Below are 17,026 nucleotides of genomic sequence, written 5' to 3'. Positions count from 1 at the left end.
GCCGGCAAGTTTTTATTGGGCATTGGCCGATGGCAGGCGTTCTATGGTTATTCCTTTTAACACAAGACGCTCATTACCTGATGCCCATACCCGGAACTCCATTATCTGTGCCTTATCAAGTGTGAAATAAAGGGGCTGAGGATGCTCACTCGCTGTCAGCATTGTCTCGGCATACATCTTACCTTCGTTGCCAACCACATCAAGCCTGACAGCCCCGGCCGGATTATGGGCAGCCAAAATATCAAAACTCACCTTGTAATGCCCTGGATCAACCTTAATATAAGGTCCATAATGCAAAGCACCTGACTCTCCCTGCTCGGCAACGAGAACACGTTCCTCCTTGTCAAAATGCCCGATCTGTTTTGAAGCATGCTCGTTCATCACGAATTTAAAGGGTGTCTCAAAACGAGTATCCCAACCTGGCAAATGATTGGCCAGATTATCCTTGAAAACATAAATTTCGAAATCCTTGATTGCATAATGTCGGATGGGTTCCACATTATATGCCTCAAGGGCATCCCATTTAATATGCTTCGCCTCTTCATTGGTCAGCAATAAGAAAGTTTCTCCGTGCCACGCTGAGGGCCGGTACCACCGGTTAGAAGACAAATGCCGCACGGGAACAGGAATCCCGTTTTTTATGGATATCTGGCGTACCAATGATTTCTCATCACTCAAAACGCTCACAACACCTGCATTCCAGTATGTGGCATAACCATACTCAAGCTTATTGGCAACAAGAAAATCCACAAGGTCTTGTAGCTGCATATGGTATTGGCCTGGCTGCCCCCATGCCATCTCTGCCCGCTCCTTCGGCGACGAGTGATAAACCAAATAACCATTCACAAGATAGAAAACAATCATAAAGGTCATGCCGATTGCCGGAAGTGGAGATCTGACCCGGTCTATAGGACTCATTAATAACGTTATAAAGCCCAAAAACAGGGAGGGCACCAGATACCTTGCACTCTGAACCGGGTCACTCATATCTGCAAGGGTCGTCGTAATATATATAAAGAAAACCCCGGCAAACGCCATGACAGCAAAACCGCCAAAGAATTTCATGCCGTCGTCAGCATAACGAAAAGCCTTATAAACTGCCCATGGAACCAATAAAGTGGTAATAACGGCAACCGCTAACCGTAAGGCTTCATAAACGCCTGTGGAACTAACCATAGGTTTGCCTGGCGTTGGAAAACCACCAAAAATAGATAAAACACCCAGAGGCACCAGGCTGAGATTTTTCAGCATCAGCTTATAGGGAAGCCAAAGCGCATTTCCCACTGTCAGTATGTTTATGACGCCTGATAAAGTATAGAAATGCAACGAAGCACCAATGCCAATACCCATAAAGAATATGGCAAGCGCCTGCCAAAGCTTATGGCGACCAACAGCATTCCCCATCCAAAGCAACCAACAGACTGCCGCTAAAAAAGGAAGTCCGTAACTTATTGTGGCTCTCTGTGGATTTTCCCAATACACCAGCGTCACAAGAAGAAAGAAAACCGCTCCCCATACAACCGCAAATTTTCCATTGGATTTAAAAAATTTCCATGCAAACACAATCAGATAGCAACAAACCGTCACATCAAAGCCATAACTGACCTGCCCATATAGATTTTCTGCCATAAAACTGGAGACACCCGCTGCAGCAACCGCCACAATAAAAATACGGCGTGCAAGACTTAAATTTGTTATACCTGAAATAAACCAGATAGCACTTAATAGCAGTACGGAAAAAATCAAACCGGAAATAGCATGGACGGTAAAACCGGCCGGCATGAACCCGAGCAGCGGAATAATGAATGTATGTCCAAAAAAAACAAAAAGATCATTATTTATATAATTCCAATCATTTGGAAAATAATCTTTGGTATCAAAAATCTCTCTGGCAAGTAAAACCTTAACCGCACTATCAGAGTGAAACTCAGGTTGATATTCAATAAACAGATACCAGACAAGCAAACCGATATTGATCGCAAGAAATGCTGCTGCCACGCCAAGTGCCAAATGATTCAATATTTTCTTATTCTTAATCACAACCCTTCCTCAAAATAAGCGCATCAACCAGACGGTTACAAAAAACGAAAGTTTATCAAGTATTTATAACTTCTGATAAACCGCAATGGTTTCCTGCGCACACCGCTCCCATGAAAAGCCGGCTGATCGCTGTAATCCTTGTGTCACAGCCTGCGTTCTCCAAATATTATCTTCCAATCCCTTGAGAAGATTCATGGCTAACGTTTCAACATCCATGGGTGCACACATTAACGCGGCAGAACCCACCACCTCTGGCAAAGAGGAACTGTCAGAACAGACAACAGGCACACCTGAACTCATTGCTTCCAGCACAGGCAATCCAAACCCTTCATATAGGGAAGGAAAAGCAAATAACCTTGCCCCCGCATATAAACCCGGTAAATCTTCTGCTGGCAAAAAGCCCAAATATCGGGCCCACCCTTGTCTTTCAGCGTCTTTAATCCGTGCATGAATGGCCTCACTTTGCCATCCTTTATAGCCTGTGAGAATCAAAGGCCATTGGCGCCTAACGCTGACAGGCAAACGCGCATAGGCATCCAATAATGTCACGATATTTTTACGTGGTTCTATCGTTCCTACAAAAAGACTATATCCCTGGTACTCAAGCTGATAGCGCTTTAACAAAGGTTGCAGATCAACCTCAGGATAAGGCTGAAACTCGGGTGCACTGGCCAATGGAACCGCATGTATCTTATCCATTGCCAGACCTGAAAACTCCGCCAACTCACAGCGCGTAAACTCTGAATCAGTGATTAAGCGATCAGCTCTGTGAAGTGTTGTACGAAGTTCTTTCTGCAAGTAACGCACTTTTACCGGATCGTGACACTCAGACCAGGTAAACGGTGAAAGGTCATGAAAAGTGGCCACTTTCCTGCCGGGAAACACAGGCAGAAAGAAATTGGGGCTGTGATAAATATAATCGCCATGCTTACGCAAGGCTTTGGAACGAAGCCACGGCATCAATAAACGATACGCCTCCATGGCCAGATAGCTCTTTTGAACCACCCGTTTAAGTCCATGCACAGGATTATCTTTCAAATCAGATTGCGGCAGTTCCTGCAAAAAACGAGTTGCTGAAAACAATTTCAGCTCATCAATACAGGAGGATGTGCGCAACGCTTTAGCCAGCTCATAAGTGTAACGACCAATCCCGGTTAATGGAAAACGTATAGGCTCGACATTAAGTATAACTTTCATGCTTAACCGTCAGAAAACGCGACCACCAAGAATTTCTTCAAGGAACAAAGTGGCATCCCCCCCCAAATTCTGAAGCCGTTGAATACCACTGGCATCATCAACCAGACATTGAATCATCACTCCCCGCACACGCAGTGTCTGATAGAAGTCACTGTGCATTGTCTGTACAGATTGTGGTACGTCCAAAACAAAAAATATATCACCCACGGCAAACTCAATAGGTTCGTCCTGCAAACAATGCTCGGGACAACCCATCAGGCCCGCCGAAAAATGTCGTGCATACCGATACTCATTTTCACCTGAGGCATAAACGGGCTCGATACGGTAGTTACCAGGAGGATTTATCAGCCACTCCCTGAGCGTATTTCGTATCGCTGTGTTTTTACGATTCCCAATCAGTCCACTCACATCAAGCAACAATTGCTTTTTTTGGGGCCGTAAAGGAAAACAATCCGCAAGATGGCTTGAAAGAGCGATTAATTCCGTATCTGGTTGAGCGGTTGCTGATTTTTTTGCAATAGCAGGCAAGAGACCTGGCAAGCCATTTTGTGCCGACTTATAAAAGTTTTCAATGGCATCCTGGTATTGTCCCGCGCAATATCGGGGGTCATGATCCTCAAGGATGACTTCCCTTGCCCGTTTCCCCAGGGACTGCCGCTTATCGCCATCTTGCCAAAGTGTTTCCAATGCGGTGATAAGCTGTTCATCGGAAAATTCGTCTGACAACATCCAGACAGCCTGCTCGTTCAAATCCGCCATACTGCCATTGGCATTGACGATCGTTGCCAGACTGTGGCACATACAGTCAAGAACCGTCCCTGAGGTTTCCCCTCGTGACAAAGTGCGTAATTGAACACCCATATCAGCGGCAGCAAGATAATTTCGGAAAAGATCCAGATCTGCCCATCCCGTGATACGAATGTTTTTTTCAGCACGATGGTTCCGAATGGTCTCAAGCAACTCTACCCCATAAGTGCCAGGATGATTCTCACCGACAAAGACAAGATGACAATTTTTGTCTGCACCCAACCGTGAATTCAGCCATGCTTCCAACAGGCGGTGATTTAATTTTGTGGGGCCAAGCATACCAAATGAACACACAACGAAGTCATCCACTCCCAAACCCAATGCCTGACGAGCCAATGCCCTGTCTTTATTGACATGAGGATCACGCATATGAGGAATCACTGCCCAGTTATCACCGTTATCACCATACCACCGCTTGGCCAAACGCAACGAGTTCTGGGAATGGGCAATCACACCCAAACTGTTCTGCACCACACTCAGGCTGCACGGATACTTCCAGATAACATCCACTTCATCCTTGCTATGATATCTGTCATGAAATGCGGCATAACCATGCGCATGGTATAACTCTTTTGTCCAGAAAGCGGGTTCAATGGCATGCGCTTCCATGTAATGGGATATGCCCGACAAATAAAAATCATGAAGAACGACAACCCCCGGGTGAGTACCGAGCAATTCAAACATATGCTGATGAAAAGCCGAATTGCCAAACTGATACAACACCCGATCATAACTGCTGGCGTTGTCTGTAAAGTATTGAACCGTACGTATTGGACAATTGGCATTGATCCATTCATCCGTAACATTATCCTGCACAACCACAACCTCAATATCATAGTGCCTGGCCAATTCTGGCAACAGTTCAGCACTGTAATCGGCAATACCTGATCGCTCGGGGGGCAAAGGTGAAATGTAAGCCAGTTTAAGGCGGCGGTCTGGAACGCTATTCGTTGACTGGCTTTTCTGATGGGCAACAAGACGCTCCATCTGCTCAATTGCACGGCGAGCACTCTCTGCCCATGAAAATTTCATTGCCTGATGCTTGCCATGCTTCACAAGTCGGGCGCGAAAATCCTCATCATTCAGGGCCCGCTCCATCAATCGGGCAAAATCATCATCTGAATGGGGATCAAATAAAGCTTCTGGCAAGCCAATGACCTCTGGCAAGCTGGACGTATTGGCCCCAATAACCGGTGCACCACAACGCATGGCTTCCAAAGCCGGCAAGCCGAATCCCTCATGCCATGAAGGAAAGACAAAAAGATGACAAAGGTTATAAAGCCTGACGAGGTCTTCTTCGGTGACAAACCCGGTAAGAATCAGCTCATCTTCTTCAAGACCGCATTTTCGGGCCAAGGCTTCAAGATTGCGTCTGTTTTCAGCCTGAATGCTGCAGACAATGGCCAATTGTTGCGATGAGCGCAATTTTTTGGGTAGTTTGGCATAAGAACGAATTAAACCTTCAATATTCTTGCGATGATCAATACCCCCGGTGTACATCACAAAAGGATGATACAAGCCATATTTTTTCCGCAATTCACTTTCCGCTTCGGCAGAAACAGGCACTTTACGGAAATGTCCATCAGCATCTGTTGAAATATTGACAGACCAATCCCGTGACAAGCCCAAATGGGAAATACCCTCTTGCCGTGAGGATTCTGAAATGGCCAACCAGAGGTCAGCCTGACGCAAAAATTCAATTTTTTCAGAATAATAGGCTTTTACGACAGGATTCTCAAGATAGATTTCATGATGGATGAGCGGAATCAGGTCATACAAAATCACAGCCGTCGGAAAATCACGTGTGAATTGAGCGATGCTGGTTACAGCATTATCCGTCAGCCCTTCAAACAGGCTGGACACCAGCACCACATCAGGCTTCAAACCAGCCAGGAAAGCTTCCCGAAGAAGTTCACCGGCGTGTCGGCGCCAGTCATTATCCGTTTCAGCCTTGGCTGTAGGCGTGACGGTATTCCAGACCTGAATATTTTCCAGTGGCAACAGCTTATCAAAAGCAGTGCGTATTGGCTCTATGGAATCAGAGAAATAGCCATTTACGGCAAGAATAACTTCGTGATCCCCCCGATTACGTACAATCTCTTGCACCAATGCCATTGTGTAACGCCCGATTCCACGATGACGCGATCCCGTGGATTGAGCACCTTGCATATCTATCACAATGCGCATTAATCGTTCCCCTTATTATTCTGTTCCATGGCAATTTTAAGGTCACGATAAATATGACGTGCCCGTGGTGTAAGTTGTATTAATTTTGTGGGTACATATTGAGCCGGAACAAGCATCATACCGGTGGTGCCTGCCGTTAAACGGGATATTCGAGCCTTGAGTCCCGGAAAACGATTCAGGATGTAAAGTGCCATTCGTTTGAGCCGGGGTCGCCTGAGAATATAATGCGCCGTTTTGCCCACAAAAATCTTGATCCTGTTCCGGATACTTTTTGATTTAAAGCGTTTTATCTGCTCACCCGTATAACGTAATGGTGCTGTTATTTTCCAGGAAGTGCTCCCAAGTAAAGTCTGGGTATAAGCCTCTTTCTCCACCATCCTGTTTTCCAATTCTTTGATCGTTGCCTCTGCCTTAATGACAGCTGCTTCTGCCTTAATGGCCCTTGCTTCTGCCTTAATGACCGCTGCTTCTGCCTTAATGGCCCTCGATTCAATCTGCTTGCGCATTCCCAACACATTTTCACATAAAAAATTGGAAGCTGTCCCACTCAAAATAGCTTGGTCAAAGACATTAGGAGGTGTTTCAAAATACGCAAACAAGTCCTTATGCTTCTCATGCACATAAAAACGATTCAGTCCATCAAAATACGCAAATATATAGCCTTTCTTCAGTACTATGTCCTCCCAGTCCTGGAAATTAACCTCTGCTGAAGAAGGTCTTGTACTTTCAATGACTAAAATCCATGGACGTGCCGGTGCATCTGCCCAGCTTTCAAGGACTTCCTTTTCCAGTCCTTCGACATCAATCTTAAGCCAATGAATTTCATGCTCATCATACTGCTCAAGAAGCGCACTTAAAGGTATGACTTCTACCCTCGTCTCTGTAACAGAAAAGCCATCTTTTCTATGTTGCTCGGCAACCTCACGTTTTACCGTTGATAAACCCGTACCTTCAATTTCATAAAATATGATCGATTCGGACTGCATGCCGATAGCAACTTGTTCTACATGCTCATCAGGCCTTGAAGAGCGTAATTTATCGGCATATTGCGGCGTTGGTTCAACATGAACCCCTCTCCAGCCATGCTCATAAAAAGCAAGACTGACAGAATCAACAACAGGGTCATTGGCGCCAATATCAATGTAAAACCCGTTTTCAATATGACGCAATGCCCGCCAAAGCATGACATCTTCAAAATTCTGTGCGTAAGACAAGATTCCCATTACATCACCACCTCAATTTTAGGCTCTATCCATGAAGAACCTGCAAAAAGTATTCGGGACGTATTTACCACATCAAATATCAGTGCCAAATCACGCCACTCATAGTTCAGCTCAAGATGAGTCACCCCACCTGTCAAGGCAATCTGAACAGAATAAGTACCTGGTCCCAGATTCGCCGGGAATTTGATATTAAAAACACACTGTTTATCCGCTTCAAGATTTTCCAGAATTTGTTGGGTATGATGCGTGTTTGTTCCATACATTACCTGGCCCAGCCGATCTTTAATACCATAACCCAACACCAACCTGGAAACCGGCTTATGAACGGTCGTCGTCACTTGCAAAACAACATTCTGGCCTACTTCAATCGCTTCAACAGCCTGTCCCGCCTCGTTTAGCAACAGAACTTCCGTAACGGTAACCTCCCCGGTACCTGAGACGGTCTGAATTTTTCCATTTTTCTGGATTTTTTGCTCAACTTTAGTACCTTCTTTATCGGCAAGCAATGCATTGTAATAATCCATCACTGCCTCTGGCTTCCCTTCCATTGCCATTCGTCCCGCGTTTAAGAGTATCGCTTTATCACAAATACTCTGAATGGCCGCTTTATCATGACTGACAATCAGCAAGGTTGTGCCCTGCCCATTAAATTCACGAATCCGATCAAAACTCTTGTGCTGAAAGTAGGCATCCCCCACCGACAAGGCCTCATCAATAATCAAGATATCAGGTCGCTTCGCGGTAGCAACACTGAATGCCAGACGCATTTGCATGCCACTGCTGTAAACCCGAACCGGCATGTCAATATAATCACCAATCTCGGCAAAAGCCTCTATGGCCGGCATCAAACTGGAAATTTCCTCTACGGAATACCCGATTAATTGCCCGGCCATATATACATTTTGCCGTCCGGTAAAATCTGGATGAAACCCAATGCCAAGTTCCAGCAAAGCTGCCACACGCCCGGCAATATTAATACTGCCCGTAGTAGGTTGAGTGGTGCCGGTAATCATCTTTAGCAATGTACTTTTACCTGCACCGTTAATACCGATTATCCCAACCGCTTCACCCGCCCCAACATTAAAACTAATGTCTCGCAGCACCCATTTCAGGTCATGATATTTACGTTTTCCCGGCAGCACCCATTCTGCCAATCTGGACCAGCGCGTTTTATATTGTTTATAAGCCTTGCCAAGATTATTTACTGTGATTGTTCCCATTACAGTTCGTCCACCATGTCACCGGCGTGTTTACGGAATAAGTTCAATCCCATAAAACACAAAATCAACGCCTCAACTCCCACTAACCACAACGAACCCCAGTCAGGCCATTGAGCATGAACCAGGATTGTTTGAAAAGCTTGCACAATTGGCGTCATCGGGTTGAGTTGCAAATAATTCTGCGCCCACTGTGGCAAGATATTGGCGACATACACAATAGGTGTAAGCCAAAACCAGAACTGCAAAACAATTCCAAAGAACTGACCCACATCACGAAAGAAAACATTCAAGACACCAACCGTCATACCCAAGCCAATGGCAAATAGCACCAGCAGCATCAAAACAGGAAATACACCCAAAAAATAAATTCCCGGAAATTGTCCTGTAATCAGAAGAAAAGCCGTAAAAAGGGTGAACACGATAGTGAAGTTAAGCACAGCGTTCACAATCACAATAACCGGCAGGCATAACCTCGGAAAACTCAACTTTTTCAATAAACCCGCATTATCCAAAAATACATTTTGTGAACGGCTGACTATTTCAGAAAATAGTCCCCAGGTTAGGACACCTGCACATAAATAAATACTGTATGCATAAGGAAAATCCACGCCGGGCAAGCGGGCACGCATAATCTGGGAAAAGATGACGGTATAGACAATAATCATTGCCAGCGGATTCAATACCATCCATGCCGCACCTAAAAGTGAATTCCTGTATTTGGACTGGAATTCCCGTTTCACGCTCCCCTTGATGAAACCCCTGTAGTTCCATACGGCGTGTATCATTTGTGTAAAGACCACAATTAATTCCTTAGGTTATTCTCTATTTTGAATCTCAGAACGCGGCAAACCCTGCATCAAGACATTTTTATATAGTTCAGCATAACGTTGCATCATGCGCTCTGCCGTATAATAGCGCTCATAACGCTGTTGCGCATGATGCCCATATTGCCTTGCCAACTCTGGTGCATTCCACAACTGTTCCATGGCACTTGCAAATGCATCAGGGTCTTGTGGCGGTACAACTATGCCAGTTTCTTTATCCTGATTGATATATGTAGTACCCGTACCAATTTCACAGGTAATCATGGGCTTGCCATACATAGAGGCCTCAACCAATACAATACCGTAGGCTTCGGTACGGGTAAAAGATGGGAAAACAAAACAGTAACTCAAGTATAACAAGGCATATTTGTCATTTTCAGAAACCGGTCCAACAAACATTACATTTGACAGCCCTTTCTTTTGTACAGCCTCTTTCAAGCGAACCTCTTCTGAACCGGCTCCAGCGATAACTATTGGGTAAGAAACTTTGGCAGCCGCTTCTACCAAGGTATCCAGCCCCTTGTAATAACGCAAGGCACCGATAAACAGAAAAAATGGTCCCGCAAGCACTTTTTCCCAGTGCCTTATTCTTTCCCAAATTTCATCAGTAAGTGCTACAGGTGCAATACCTATAGGGATAGTGGATAACTTATTGGGAAACTCCCTTAACACTGCACTGCTTTTCGCATAATTGGGAGAGGTCGCGACAATGGCCTGCACACTTTTCAAAAACCGCTGCTGAACGGGTTTATAAAGTTGCAACAGAAATTTCTGTTTAATAATGTCGGAATGATAGGTCACAACAGACGGTTTTCCATGCCCCCCGGAAAAATGCAGTAAGTCCATGACAGGCCAGGGGAAATGGTAATGAATAACGTCAAAATCCCTGGCGACTTTACGGAATTGCCTAAAGGCGGACAGAGAGAATGTGGTTGATGCAAACTCAAAATCCTGCTTGACCCGATGCACGCGATGACCGTCATACATATCATCAGCCGGTACCGATACATTTTTACTTACCGTAAATACTTCGGCCTGTATACCATACTGTGCACTATGTGTAGCCAGTTGGTAAATCACTTCCTCAATGCCACCATATGTATCAGGATAGTATGTTTTAAAAACATGAAGAACTTTCAATACAGGCTCACTATTCTTGTGATGATGCCGCATCACCCGCCAGCATCCAGGCCAGGGTGTGCTTGATGTCTGTGGGTTGCCAATCTGGAATCAAAGAGTGCAACAACTGGGCGTTTCCAGTTAATGTTTTAACTTCATTTTCCCGTATAAAAGCAGGGTTAACTTTGACTGTCAAAGTGTGACCTGTAATAGCCTCACAAATACGGATGATATCGCCCAGCGAAGTGGCTTTCCCTGTACTGACGTTTATTGTTTTACCAATAGCGGCCGGTACTTCAAGCAATTGCCTGTACGCCTTTGCCACCGCCCGCACATCGCCAAAATCACGCCAGACCTCTGTATTGCCCAACTCAAGTTCAGCTTTGCGTTCACGAAAATGCGAAACAATTTTGGGAATGACAAAGTATGGCTCCTGCCCTATTCCCGTATAGTTAAATGGGCGAGTGATGATAATTGGCAACTTTTTGCGGTAAGTTCTGGCCATGAACTCCATGGCCAGCTTGCTCACTGCATAATCATTAACCGGGTCAGGAGGGGCCTGTTCAGACAAACTACCTGCGGACGAATTACCATAAACATTGGCGCTACTGGCCAGTAACACGGACTTTACGTTTTGCCCTGGAGCACTAAGTGCCTGAAGCAAATACCGGGTGCCTACCAAATTGACATCATAAAAAGCCCTGACATCACCATGCCCAACAAAGGCAATAGCAGCCAGGTGTATGACGTAATCGGGTTTAATATCTGTAATTATTTTGCTTAACTGTTCATAATCAAGCAAATCAACCTGATAATAATTCTCTCGGGAAACGGTTTTAGAGCCCAACTCGATGACCTGATATCCCGCGGATTTCAGCTCACGAACCACATATTGCCCGGTAAACCCTGAAGCACCTGTTACTAAAACCTTAGTCGGCTGATATGATTTCATGGCATGATCAGAATGAAAAACCCTGCTGGTTACGGCGCAGATCCTCTTTGACCATCATTTCACACAATGATTCAAGTGAAGTTTTTGGCTCCCAACCCAATATAGCCTTGGCTTTGGAAGGATCACCAATTAACAGATCCACCTCTGCCGGACGATAGAATCGCGGATTTACTTTCATCACTACTTTGCCATCAGCAACATTAACGGCAGTTTCGTTTTCATCTTTTCCTGAAAACTCCAGGTCGATATCAACGGCCTTAAACGCCAGACGAACAAAGTCACGAACGGTTTCGGTTCGGTTAGTCGCCAACACAAATGTATCTGGTTGATCGGCCTGCAAAATACGCCACATGCCCTCAACATATTCCTTGGCATACCCCCAGTCACGCTTGGCATCCAGATTACCCAATTCCAGGATATCCAGCTTGCCCAGCTTGATTTTAGCAACGCTGTCGGTAATTTTCCGGGTCACGAATTCACGCCCACGCAAGGGACTTTCATGATTGAAAAGAATGCCGCTACTGCCAAAAATATCGTAACTTTCACGATAGTTAACTGTCATCCAATGCGCAAACAGCTTGGAGACGCCATAAGGACTGCGCGGATAGAACGGGGTATTTTCATTCTGGGGAATGGTCTGTACTTTACCAAACATCTCAGACGTACTTGCCTGGTAATAGCGGATTTTAGTATTGATCAGACGAATGGCCTCAAGAAGATTCAAGGCCCCCAATCCTGAGATTTGAGCTGTCGTTGTGGGTTGATCAAAACTGACACCTACAAAGCTTTGTGCGGCAAGATTATAGATTTCGTCTGGCTGATATTTCTGAACCAGAGAAATACTGGCACCCAAATCTGTCAGGTCGTATTCCACCAAATGAAAATTTGGATGATTCTGGATACCCAGCTCTTCTATACGCCAGAAATTAACAGAACTGGTTCGACGATAAGTACCATATACGGTATAACCTTTTTCAAGCAGAATTTGACTCAAATAAGCGCCATCCTGACCTGTAACACCCGTAATAATAGCCTTTTTCATTTTATTAAATATCCCTTATAAATTTGATTTTACAACTAACAGGTGATTGTAAAAATATCATTGTTCAACACGACCATATACATCCTGAAAGCGAACAATGTCATCTTCTCCGAGATATTCTCCGCTTTGAACTTCAATTAAAACCAGGTTTATCACACCAGGGTTTTCCAGACGATGCCTGTGCCCGGCAGGAATGTACGTAGATTCATTGGTATTCACCAGCAGCTCTTGCTCACCATTGACGACCTTTGCCATTCCGCTCACCACAATCCAGTGTTCACTACGATGATGGTGCATTTGCAAACTCAGGCGGCCACCCGGTTTAACTTCCAGACGCTTGATTTTGAAACGGTCACTGTTTTCCAGAACAGTATAGCTGCCCCATGGACGGTAAACGGTACGATGCCATTTATAAAGCTCATTATCATTCTTTTTTAATGTCGTATATATTTTCTTCACATCCTGGCTGTACTGCTTATTGGCGACCAGCAGCGCATCAGGTGTATCCACAATAACCAGGTTTTCCAGTCCAATGGCACCCACAAAACGTTCTTCACTTTTGATATAGCAGTTTTTTACATTTTCCAGCAAAGCTTCAGCTTCAACCCGATTACCATTTTCATCGGACTCACCCACCGCACTTAAGGCCGCCCAGGAACCAATATCGCTCCAGCCAATATCACAAGGCACTACAGATACTACATTTGATTTTTCCATCACTGCATAGTCAATGGAAATATCCGGTACAAGACGGAATGTATCCGCATCAAGGCTAAGCTGTTTTTGCTTTTCTCCTGAAAGCTCCTTGGAAGCCCCCAAACAAACCTGGACTGACGACACAACATCCGGACAATGAGTTTCAAGTTCTCGCAAAATGGCATCCACACGGAAACAGAACATACCGGAATTCCAATAAAAACGGCCGGAGTCCATGTATTCCTGAGCCACTTGCGCCTCTGGCTTCTCAACGAATCGGACAACATCAGAGCCGTTCGCCTCTATATAACCGTACCCGGTTTCAGGATGAGTTGGCTTAATTCCAAAAGTCACCAAACGACCACTTTCGGCCAGTTTGACCGCTTTGTCTACGGCAGCCCGAAACGCATCTTGATCTGAAATAAGATGATCGGCAGCCAAAACCAGCAAAATAGCCTCATCCCCAAATTCCTGTTTCACGTACATGGCAGCACTTACAATGGCTGCGGCAGTATTACGACCAAATGGCTCAAGGATATAGTTACTGCGAATATTCTTGAGCTTCAACTCTGCCAATTCATCTTCGGTCTGAAAAAACAGTTCCCGATTGGTTACGGTAAGAATATCGTTGACACCGTTTATTGAAAATCCTCGAAGAAAAGATTTTTGCAGCAAACTTTGATTATCGGCCAAACGAATAAAGGGCTTGGGATGCCCTTCTCGGGAAACAGGCCAAAGTCGTGAACCAGCACCACCACATAAGACTGTCGGTATTAATTTAGAGCTCATTACACTATTTCCATATTTTCAAGAGACCGAAACATCAAACTTTACCATAATGTAACCGACTCATTCCAATTACCTAGTTTTTATATATTCCCAACATATTTCCCATACATTCAAACCGTATTTAATAAATGCGCAAATATATACTAAATTGATAACAATAAATCAGATTGACTTTCAATAATGTCAATTAGCGTAAATATATATAACTGACTTTACACTAATACTGATCCTTTTCAAACAGACCTATTAATTGGAAAACGTGTTTTAACAAAAATGCCCTGCTTTTTAGCAGAGCATTTTATATTTTTAAATCACCAAAACTGTTTACACCCCAGCCGCATGCGCCTGCTGATCCGCATGGTAAGAAGACCTTACCATCGCGCCCACTGCAGCATGGGTAAAGCCCATTTTATACGCCTCTTCCTCAAACATTTTAAAGGTGTCGGGGTGCACATAACGCGTCACAGGCAAGTGATGCTCGGAAGGCTGCAAGTACTGGCCAATAGTCAGCATTTCAATATCATGCTCACGCATGTCACGCATAACCTGTAGAATTTCCTCATCGGTTTCACCCAGGCCAACCATTAAGCCTGATTTGGTGGGTACATCCGGGTGGCGGGCCTTGAAGTCTTTCAGCAGTTTTAACGAATGCATGTAATCGGCCCCCGGGCGAGACTGCTTGTATAAACGGGGTACGGTTTCCAGGTTGTGGTTCATGACATCAGGTACGCCTTGGGCAAAAATGTCCAAAGCTTTTTCCAGCCGACCACGAAAATCGGGTACCAGGACTTCAATGGTGGTTAGGGGCGAACGTTCGCGCACTTCGTTAATGCATTCAACAAAATGGCCAGCGCCACCGTCCAGCAGGTCATCACGGTCGACCGATGTAATCACCACGTATTTCAGGCGCATTTGCGCAATGGATTTGGCCAGGTTGGCCGGTTCGTTAACATCCAGCGGATCTGGGCGGCCATGACCCACATCACAAAAGGGGCAGCGGCGGGTACATTTATCACCCATAATCATGAAGGTGGCCGTGCCCTTGCCAAAGCATTCACCTATGTTCGGGCAGGAAGCTTCTTCACACACGGTAAACATATCGTTTTCGCGCAGAATACGCTTGATGTCGTTAAATTGCGAGTTGGGTGCGGCGGCCTTTACACGAATCCAGTCGGGTTTTTTCAAACGCTCGGCAGGAATGATCTTGATAGGAATACGCGACGTTTTTTCAAATGATTTTTGTTTTTTGGTGGCGTCGTAATTGGCGTTTTTTGAAGCGGGTGTTACGGCTGAATCGGTACTCATGATATGTCTTACCTTGCAGTTTATCTGGCGCATGCCCGGTTTTACCGGGCAGAATTGTTCATTTTAACGTTATTCAATCCGCAATACTTGAAAACCCTTGAGTCCTTACGCGTTTAACTTGTCAGCTTTAAGCCTGTTTGCCGGACACTTGACTGTCTTTCCGGGCGGCAGAAAGCAGCAAGAATACCGCCACCATGAAGGTATAGAAAGAAAGCGTGCGCATACCGCGGAACATGAGCTCGGTCATGCTGTACATCGCAAAGCCCAGGCAAACGGCGGCCCCCATGGCGGCAAAGCTGCGAATAAGCACTTGATTGGATTGAAGCAGGCGCCTTACAAATATCCATGCAGGGGCAAAATATAAAAACAACAGACCTAATACGCCCAATGGGCCAAAACTGCTTAAGGCCTGCAAATAATCATTATGCGGCTCTCCAAAATCATTGGCAGTGGTTTGCGAAGCCATGCCTTTTGGAACACTATGGTTTTGCAATTCTTTACTGAATTGCGCATTGCTACCCGTTCCGATTAAGGGGTTGCGCTGCCATATATCAATGGCTGTGTTCCACAATTGCAAACGAATACAGATAGACTCGTCGGCAATAGGATTAACATGAATACATTGCAAAAATTCATTTTTAGCTTCTTCCACCCGATTTTGTACCATTGGAATGGTAAACAATAAGGCAAAGATAATGGTAATACTAACCAGATAGCCAATCACGATTTTCACCCGGGATTTATCTTTCCAGGCTAACAAAATGCCCAACAACAAATACACTGGCAAAACCAGCAAGCCGGTTCGGGTTTGCGTTACCATGAAGCCAGCCATGCCAAGCAGGCCTATGAGGATTTTGGCGTTTTTTTCCAAACGGGGTTTACTGGTTAATGGCACCCCAATAGAGTATAAGGTAATACTGCTTAACAACAGGGTAATTACACCATAGCCCACTGCATTATAAACATCAGACGTATCTGGCCTGACAAAATCTGGCCAAGCCAGATAAACAACATAAGCAAACGCATACAGTACCGCAGCATAAACACCCCACAGGCAATGCTTCAATTTTTCTACCGGAATGTATTTCATGCCCAGCATCAACAAGGGCAGCCCTACAGAAAACCGCGCGGCTTTTTCTATTTCAGAACCGGAAAGATGATGATGTGCTATTTTGGATACCAGCACAGCCAGCAGATTGACCGAACACAGGATAAACAGGATTTTGTATTGGTTTGAATAAACCGTGGAATCGTTTTGACTGTTTTTACGGTTGGCACCCCATACCACCAAAGATAACATGCACAGCAGATAAAACACCCCACTGGGCAAGCCCTGGTGACTGACCACAAACAAAAACATCAATGCGCTTGTCAGTACAACCGTACTGTCTAAATGGGTTTGATATTTTGTCTTCATGGGGTGAGGTGGGTCCTGTTTGGGATTGCAATTAAATTTGTATGCAATTGTAGTATGTTTTTGTAGAATGTATGCATTCCCACGCGGGAGCATGGGAACGAGGAACGAGGAATGACCTTCCTGGTTCCCATGCTCCCGCGTGGGAACGCACCGCTAATTACGTTTCCTGGTTCCCATGCTCCTGCGTGGGAACCAATGCCTATTAACG

The 17,026-nt window shown here is 45.1% G+C and carries 12 protein-coding genes; all 12 read right to left on the bottom strand.

The window, feature by feature from the left end; translation table 11 throughout:
* Positions 1-12: 12 nt before the first annotated feature.
* The 12 genes from KU392_RS03115 to KU392_RS03060 all read right to left on the bottom strand — a co-directional run bounded on the left by KU392_RS03115 (position 13) and on the right by KU392_RS03060 (position 16,818).
* On the bottom strand, positions 13-2,040 hold the full coding sequence (locus KU392_RS03115; protein ID WP_217734536.1) for a hypothetical protein: 2,028 nt from the start codon (positions 2,038-2,040) through the stop codon (positions 13-15).
* Between the two features lie 63 nt (positions 2,041-2,103).
* Positions 2,104-3,237, bottom strand: coding sequence for a glycosyltransferase family 4 protein (locus KU392_RS03110; protein WP_217734535.1), 1,134 nt, complete (start codon positions 3,235-3,237; stop codon positions 2,104-2,106).
* Positions 3,238-3,246: 9 nt separating this feature from the next.
* Positions 3,247-6,231 carry a glycosyltransferase gene (locus KU392_RS03105; protein ID WP_217734534.1) on the bottom strand — a complete coding sequence of 995 codons (2,985 nt, stop codon included), beginning with the start codon at positions 6,229-6,231 and terminating at the stop codon, positions 3,247-3,249.
* Positions 6,231-7,454, bottom strand: coding sequence for an FkbM family methyltransferase (locus KU392_RS03100; protein WP_217734533.1), 1,224 nt, complete (start codon positions 7,452-7,454; stop codon positions 6,231-6,233). The genes KU392_RS03105 and KU392_RS03100 overlap by 1 nt, the downstream gene beginning before the upstream one ends.
* The gene (locus tag KU392_RS03095) at positions 7,454-8,674 is read right to left on the bottom strand and encodes an ABC transporter ATP-binding protein (protein WP_217734532.1); all 1,221 of its coding nucleotides are present in this window, start codon (positions 8,672-8,674) and stop codon (positions 7,454-7,456) included. Before KU392_RS03095 ends, KU392_RS03100 begins: the two co-directional genes overlap by 1 nt.
* Positions 8,674-9,459 (bottom strand): ABC transporter permease, encoded by a 786-nt coding sequence (locus KU392_RS03090; RefSeq protein WP_200236067.1) that lies wholly within the window; start codon positions 9,457-9,459, stop codon positions 8,674-8,676. The genes KU392_RS03095 and KU392_RS03090 overlap by 1 nt, the downstream gene beginning before the upstream one ends.
* A 30-nt stretch (positions 9,460-9,489) precedes the next feature.
* The gene (locus KU392_RS03085; RefSeq protein ID WP_217734531.1) at positions 9,490-10,638 is read right to left on the bottom strand and encodes a glycosyltransferase family 4 protein; all 1,149 of its coding nucleotides are present in this window, start codon (positions 10,636-10,638) and stop codon (positions 9,490-9,492) included.
* 10 nt (positions 10,639-10,648) lie between these two features.
* Entirely contained in the window at positions 10,649-11,569 is a 921-nt protein-coding gene (locus KU392_RS03080) for an NAD-dependent epimerase/dehydratase family protein (RefSeq protein WP_217734530.1), read from the bottom strand.
* 7 nt (positions 11,570-11,576) lie between these two features.
* Positions 11,577-12,611 carry a GDP-mannose 4,6-dehydratase gene (gene gmd / locus KU392_RS03075; RefSeq protein WP_217734529.1) on the bottom strand — a complete coding sequence of 345 codons (1,035 nt, stop codon included), beginning with the start codon at positions 12,609-12,611 and terminating at the stop codon, positions 11,577-11,579.
* A gap of 57 nt (positions 12,612-12,668) precedes the next feature.
* Positions 12,669-14,096, bottom strand: coding sequence for a mannose-1-phosphate guanylyltransferase/mannose-6-phosphate isomerase (locus KU392_RS03070; protein WP_217734528.1), 1,428 nt, complete (start codon positions 14,094-14,096; stop codon positions 12,669-12,671).
* Positions 14,097-14,420: 324 nt separating this feature from the next.
* The gene (lipA, locus tag KU392_RS03065; protein WP_217734527.1) at positions 14,421-15,401 is read right to left on the bottom strand and encodes a lipoyl synthase; all 981 of its coding nucleotides are present in this window, start codon (positions 15,399-15,401) and stop codon (positions 14,421-14,423) included.
* Between the two features lie 127 nt (positions 15,402-15,528).
* Positions 15,529-16,818: an O-antigen ligase family protein gene (locus tag KU392_RS03060; protein ID WP_217734526.1), complete on the bottom strand. Its 1,290-nt coding sequence runs from the start codon at positions 16,816-16,818 to the stop codon at positions 15,529-15,531.
* Positions 16,819-17,026: the final 208 nt, after the last annotated feature.

Origin of the sequence: Advenella alkanexedens (assembly GCF_019132845.1) — a bacterium.
Taxonomy (GTDB): domain Bacteria; phylum Pseudomonadota; class Gammaproteobacteria; order Burkholderiales; family Burkholderiaceae_B; genus Advenella; species Advenella alkanexedens.
The sequence above is the reverse complement of the archived record's forward strand: the minus strand, read 5'-3'. Positions and strand labels throughout refer to the sequence as shown.